Origin of the sequence: Alkalibacterium iburiense, assembly GCF_039521845.1 — a bacterium.
In the GTDB taxonomy this organism is placed as follows: domain Bacteria; phylum Bacillota; class Bacilli; order Lactobacillales; family Carnobacteriaceae_A; genus Alkalibacterium; species Alkalibacterium iburiense.
Genome location: NZ_BAAACW010000077.1, coordinates 3,640 through 4,329 on the forward strand (window position 1 = coordinate 3,640; position 690 = coordinate 4,329).

Genomic DNA, 690 nt, shown 5'->3' on the forward strand with positions numbered 1-690 from the left:
CGGATTTGACTGATCAACTCCATGAGGAGTTTGGGTTTAGAACGGACACTGAAATTATTCCTCAAAAAAGAATGAAAAAAATTTTAAAACAAACCAAAAAACAAAAATAGTACGCACTTTTTTAACTAAAAAAACGACAAGAGAGCCTATACCTAAGGCATTCTTGTCGTTTTGACTGTCAAACTCGAGATCTTTACTACACTAAAAAAAGCTCGGGCAAAGCCCGAGCCCTTTTAGTTCCCGCTTAGCTTTTTCTTTTGAGGTGCCTATTGTCATAAGTGATTCCTTGTAACCCTTCATAATACAAAGGGACCATTGAACCATCACATTGTTCGCAACTGAATCGTGGGGGATCCATCGGATCTCCACTATCCATAAAATCTAATTGTTTGACGACATCTTTTGGTATTTTTTCTGTTACTTTACACTTCTGGCAGATAAATGCTATGTTGTTTTCTTTCGATTGCTTTTGCGAGTGCGTCCCAACTGAACCCATATTCCTTAATAGCTTCTCTCGTTGCTTCTTTTTTCTTAACTTTATACGCCTTTGATTCAATTTTATCAATCTCCCGTCGTATGTATTGGTGTGCTTCTTTATCGTTCGCATATGCCACTTCTAAACTTCCGTTTTTGCGCACAGCTATCCCTCTGAACTCTAAGTCGTATTTCCAAAAATTTTGTTTATTTTAT

Annotated in this window: 1 protein-coding gene; it reads right to left on the reverse strand. The window is 37.1% G+C overall.

Annotation, left to right across the window (positions count from 1 at the left end; genetic code table 11):
• Positions 1 to 422: 422 nt before the first annotated feature.
• Entirely contained in the window at positions 423 to 638 is a 216-nt protein-coding gene (locus ABDZ53_RS06625; RefSeq protein WP_343754850.1) for a hypothetical protein, read from the reverse strand.
• Positions 639 to 690 lie beyond the last annotated feature (52 nt).